4 protein-coding genes are annotated in these 4,998 nt (G+C 61.9%); all 4 read left to right on the top strand.

Features of this window, described 5'->3' with window-relative positions:
* The coding region (locus R6T97_RS11065; RefSeq protein ID WP_410349349.1) for a DUF2460 domain-containing protein at positions 1-255 on the top strand (255 nt) is incomplete at its 5' end.
* Positions 252-1,133, top strand: coding sequence for a DUF2163 domain-containing protein (locus R6T97_RS11060; protein WP_410349348.1), 882 nt, complete (start codon positions 252-254; stop codon positions 1,131-1,133). The genes R6T97_RS11065 and R6T97_RS11060, both read left to right, overlap by 4 nt.
* Positions 1,130-1,567 (top strand): peptidase, encoded by a 438-nt coding sequence (locus R6T97_RS11055; RefSeq protein WP_410349347.1) that lies wholly within the window; start codon positions 1,130-1,132, stop codon positions 1,565-1,567. The genes R6T97_RS11060 and R6T97_RS11055 overlap by 4 nt, the downstream gene beginning before the upstream one ends.
* On the top strand, positions 1,567-4,917 hold the full coding sequence (locus tag R6T97_RS11050; protein WP_410349346.1) for a glycoside hydrolase/phage tail family protein: 3,351 nt from the start codon (positions 1,567-1,569) through the stop codon (positions 4,915-4,917). Before R6T97_RS11055 ends, R6T97_RS11050 begins: the two co-directional genes overlap by 1 nt.
* Positions 4,918-4,998: the final 81 nt, after the last annotated feature.

The raw sequence follows: 4,998 nt of genomic DNA, 5'->3' as shown, positions 1-4,998 counted from the left end.
GTTGCAAAACCTGTGCGCGGGTCAGTGCGTGCCGAGGTGGGCGGGGATCTGGCCCAGCAAGGTGTCGACTACGAGGTGGATTATGACAGCGGTTTGCTGACCTTTGCCAATGCCCCTGATGCTGGTGCCGAAGTGCGGGCGGGCTATGAATTTGATGTGCCGGTCCGGTTCGATACCGACGTGATCATGACTTCGGTGTCCAGTTTTCAGGCGGGCGAAGTGCCCAATGTGCCTGTGATCGAGGTGCGGCTATGAGTGCGGACCTGCTCTATGCGCATCTGCGCGAAGGTGTGACGCACACCTGTCATTGCTGGCTTGTCCGCAGGCGCGATGGTGTCGTGCTTGGGTTTACCGACCATGATGCAAGCCTGCAATTTGACGGGGTCGTCTTTGCCCCGCAAAACGGGCTGAGTGCGCGGGCGATTGCGAGTACAACAGGCCTTTCGGTCAACAACACCGAAGCCTTTGGCGTGCTGTCCGATGACGCGATCACAGAGGCCGATATTCTGGCCGGGCGCTATGATGCTGCCACCGTGCAGGTCTGGCTGGTTTGCTGGGATGATGTGCGCGCACGCAAGACCTTGTTTCGCGGCACGCTGGGCGAGATTACCCGCGGGTCTGGCGGCTTCGAGGCTGAACTGAACGGGCTGACAGAGGCGCTGAACCAGATGCAGGGACGGTCGTATCTGAAAACCTGCAGTGCGATGCTGGGCGATTCACGGTGCGGGTTTGGATTGGATCATCCGTCCTACCGGCTGGATCATAGGCTTGATGCGCCAAGCGACGGACAGGTGTTTGCGCTTGAGGGTGTCGAAAACTTCAACGCGGGCTGGTTCGAAGGCGGTGTGCTCCAGGTTCTCAGCGGTGCGGCGGCAGGGCTGAGGGGGATGATCAAGACGGATGTCGGCGAACAGGAACGCAGGCTGACGCTTTGGTCGCCATTGAATGCACCGGTCGCTTCCGGCGATTTTCTGCGCCTGACGGCTGGTTGCGATAAGCGTCCGGTGACCTGTCGCGAAAAGTTTGGCAATTTCCTGAACTTCCAAGGCTTTCCCGACATGCCCGGAGATGACTGGTTGGTCAGCGTGCCGCGCTCGGACCAATCACACACGGGTGGGAGTTTGACACGTTGAGCCAGCAAGTCGTGGATATCGCCCGGTCTTGGTTGGGAACACCCTATTTGCATCAGGCCTCGGTTCAAGGGGTGGGGTGTGATTGTCTGGGTCTTTTGCGGGGCATCTGGCGCGCTCGCTACGGATGCGAGCCCGAAGCGATTCCGGCCTATACGCAGGACTGGTCGGAACCGCAGGGTGCCGAGCGTCTTCTGGCTGCCGCGCAACGGCATTTGACAGATGCCGGTGGCGCGCCCCTGGCCGCTGGACAGGTAATCGTATTCCGGATGCGTCAGGGGGCGGTGGCAAAGCATCTGGGGCTCATCTCGGATGCCGGTGCGGTGCTGCGGTTCATCCACGCCTATCAGGGGCATGGTGTGGTCGAGAGCCCGCTTTCCGATCCTTGGCGCAGGCGCATCGCGGCGCGGTTTGAATTCATCGAAAGGGGAAACTGATGGCTACGATTGCACTTTCCGCCGCCGGAATGGCGCTTGGCGGCTCTATCGGCGGGTCCGTTCTGGGCTTGTCCATGGCCACGATTGGCCGCGCAGCAGGTGCAGCGATTGGCCGCCGGATTGATCAGCAACTCTTGGGCAGTGGCAGCGGCGCGGTCGAGACCGGGCGGATTGACCGCTTTCGTGTCACGGGCGCGGCTGAAGGCGCTGATATGCAGCAGGTCTATGGCCGGATGCGTGTCGCCGGTCACGTGATCTGGGCGTCGCAGTTTCTTGAGACCTCTGCAACCACTGGCGGTGGCAAAGGCAGCGCACCTGCACCGCGCACGACAAGCTATGCCTATACTGTCAGCCTTGCGGTGGCGCTTTGCGAAGGGCAGATCAGCAGGCTGGGCCGCATCTGGGCCGATGGGACCGAGATTTCACCCGATATGCTGAACATGCGCCTTTATGTCGGGACCGATGACCAATTGCCTGATCCCAAAATCGCGGCGGTCGAAGGGGCCGGCAACACGCCAGCCTATCGGGGCACGGCCTATGTGGTGCTGGAGGATCTGGCGCTGGGTCCGTTCGGTAATCGTATCCCGCAACTGACGTTCGAGGTGATGCGTCCGGCGCAGGATAAGACAGACATCGCCGGCGCAATACAGGGTGTGGCGCTGATGCCGGGAGCGGGGGAATATGCCTTGGCGACTTCGCAGGTCTATGCATCGACTGAATTCGGTGCGCAGACGGCGGTGAACACGAATACACCGCTTGGCGGCAGCGACTTTACCGTGTCGATGAACGCGCTCGAGGCGGAACTGCCTGCCTGCGGGTCCGTGATGTTGCCTCTGACGTGGTTTGCGGATGATCTGCGTTGCGGTCTGTGCCAGATCGCACCGAAGGTTGTGCAGGGGCAGGTGGATGCCGGTGCGATGCCTTGGGTCGTGTCCGGTGTGACCCGCAGCGCGGCTGATACGGTTGCCGAGATGGATGGTGTGCCGATTGCCAGCGGAACGCCAGCGGATGCGGCAGTGCTTGAGGCCATCGTTGATCTGCACGCGCGCGGGTTCGATGTGGTGGTCAGCCCGGTCCTGATGATGGCGCAATTGGCAGGTAATAGCTTGCCCGACCCATGGACGGGGGAAGCCGGACAGCCGGTTCTGCCTTGGGTGGGTGATATGACCACTTCGCTTGCTCCGGGGGTCGCGGGCACGCCGGATGGCACGGCAACGGCGGACGCTCAGGTCACCGCATTCATGGGGCAAGCCGATCTTTCCGATTTCAACATTTCGGGGGCCGGGGTCACCTACTCCGGGCCAGCCGAAAACAGTTATCGGCGGTTTGTGCTGCATTATGCCCATTTATGTGCGGCTGCAGGCGGTGTGTCGGCTTTTTGCATCGGAACAGAGTTGTCGGGGCTGACCAAGGTACAGGGCGCGGCCGGTTTTCCGATGGTGGATGCATTGCGATCCCTCGCCGCTGACGTGCGCCAGATCCTGGGCGCTGGCTGCAAGATCAGCTATGCCGCAGACTGGACCGAATATCACGGGATGCAGCCTGCGGGGACGAACGACAAGATATTCCACCTCGATCCGCTATGGGCGGACGTGAACATTGATTTCATTGCGGTGTCGGCGGCACTGCCCTTGGCAGACTGGCGCGAAGGGACACCGCACCGCGATGCAGGCGCGGGATCCATCCATGATCTGGCATACCTGCAATCCAATGTCGCCGGGGGCGAGCACTATGATTGGGCCTATCCGACGCCCGAAGCACGCGCATCCCAGCGGCGGGTACCGATTACGGACCCTGACGGGGAACATTGGGTCTGGCGGGCAAAGGACTTTGCAGGATGGTGGGCGCACCGGCACCATGACCGGATCGGCGGGATACGGCAAAGTGTTGCGTCAGATTGGGTCCCGCAAAGCAAACCGATCTGGCTGACGTCGGTCGGATGCCCCGCCATCGACAAGGGCGCGAATGGGCCGGGGCATGTCCTGCGCGGCAAACCCCAATTGCCCTATGGATCAAACGGGAACCGCGATGACTTGATGCAAATGCAGTATTTGCAGGCCTTCACCGGTCACTTCGGCGATCCTGCGAATAACCCCGTATCAACAACCTACGCGGGGCGCATGATCGACACCGCCCGCATACATGTCTGGGGGTGGGATGCACGGCCCTATCCGTTCTGGCCGGGCAATCGGACCCTTTGGTCGGATGGTCCGGCCTATGCCACCGGCGCGTGGTTGAACGGGCGGGCCACGAACCGGTCTCTGGCCTCGGTCGTGGCCGAGGTCTGCGCGCGCTCCGGCGTGACCGCCTATGACGTGACCGGCCTGTTCGGTGTGGTGCGCGGCTATAGCGTGAGCGATATCGGGACGGGCCGCGCCGCTTTGCAACCACTGATGCTGGCCTACGGCTTTGATGCGGTCGAACGCGACGGGGTGCTGGTGTTTCAAAGCCGCAATGGTCTGGTGCAGCATGACCTAACGGATGCCGACATCGCACTTGACCCCGAAACCGATCGCAGCCTGTCACTGACGCGCGCGGCGACCGCCGAAATCGCAGGGCGTGTCCAGTTCGCGCATATCGGCGCTGACGGCGATTACGATCCCGTCGCCGCCGAAGTCATGCTTGCCGATGACGATACGTTGACCGTGACACGCAGCGAAGCCCCTGTTGTGCTGACCCGCGCCGAAGGCAATGAGGTCGTGGCCCGCTGGCTGCAAGAGGCGCGGATCGGGCGCAATACCGCGCGATTTGCCTTGCCGCCCTCGCGGTTGGATATTGCAGCCGGAGATACGGTCGCGCTCAACACGACGCAGCATGATGGCACCTACCGGATCGACCGTGTCGAAGAGGCTGGTTTGCGTCTGATCGAAGCCACAAGGATCGCGCCCGAAATCTATCACAGACAGGCCGGTCCAGAAGAATCTGTACAGTTACAGCCCTATATCGGGCCGATTCCGGCAGAACTGTTGTTTCTTGATCTGCCGTTGCTGACCGGCGACGAGCTGCCGCACGCGCCCTATGTCGCCGCCGCAGGCCGTCCATGGCCGGGCAGCATCGCGCTTTATGGTGCGCCGCAGGACAACGACTATGCGTTGCACGAAATTCTCAATACACCTGCGACGGTGGGTGTGACGCAAACGCCACTTGCACGCGGGCCGGTGGGCATTTGGGACCGGCAGACAGGCCTCGAGGTGTCCTTGATCAATGGCACGCTTAGTTCCGCGATGGATGACGCGATCCTTGCCGGTGCGAATACGCTGGCGATCGGGGATGGCTCTGCTGGGTCTATATCAGTAACGCCAGTGAGCTGGACAGGTTGGAGACGCTGCCTTCAGGAAACCTGTCCATGAACCAGCTCCGCGCTCTTGATATGGAGCAGGAACATCTGGTGTTGGTGGGGCTGGGCCAGAAATCCACCGGGGGTTACGGCG

The sequence above is a fragment of the Yoonia sp. genome, assembly GCF_046498525.1.
Lineage (GTDB): Bacteria > Pseudomonadota > Alphaproteobacteria > Rhodobacterales > Rhodobacteraceae > Yoonia.
This window is presented reverse-complemented; position numbering and strand designations above follow the sequence as displayed.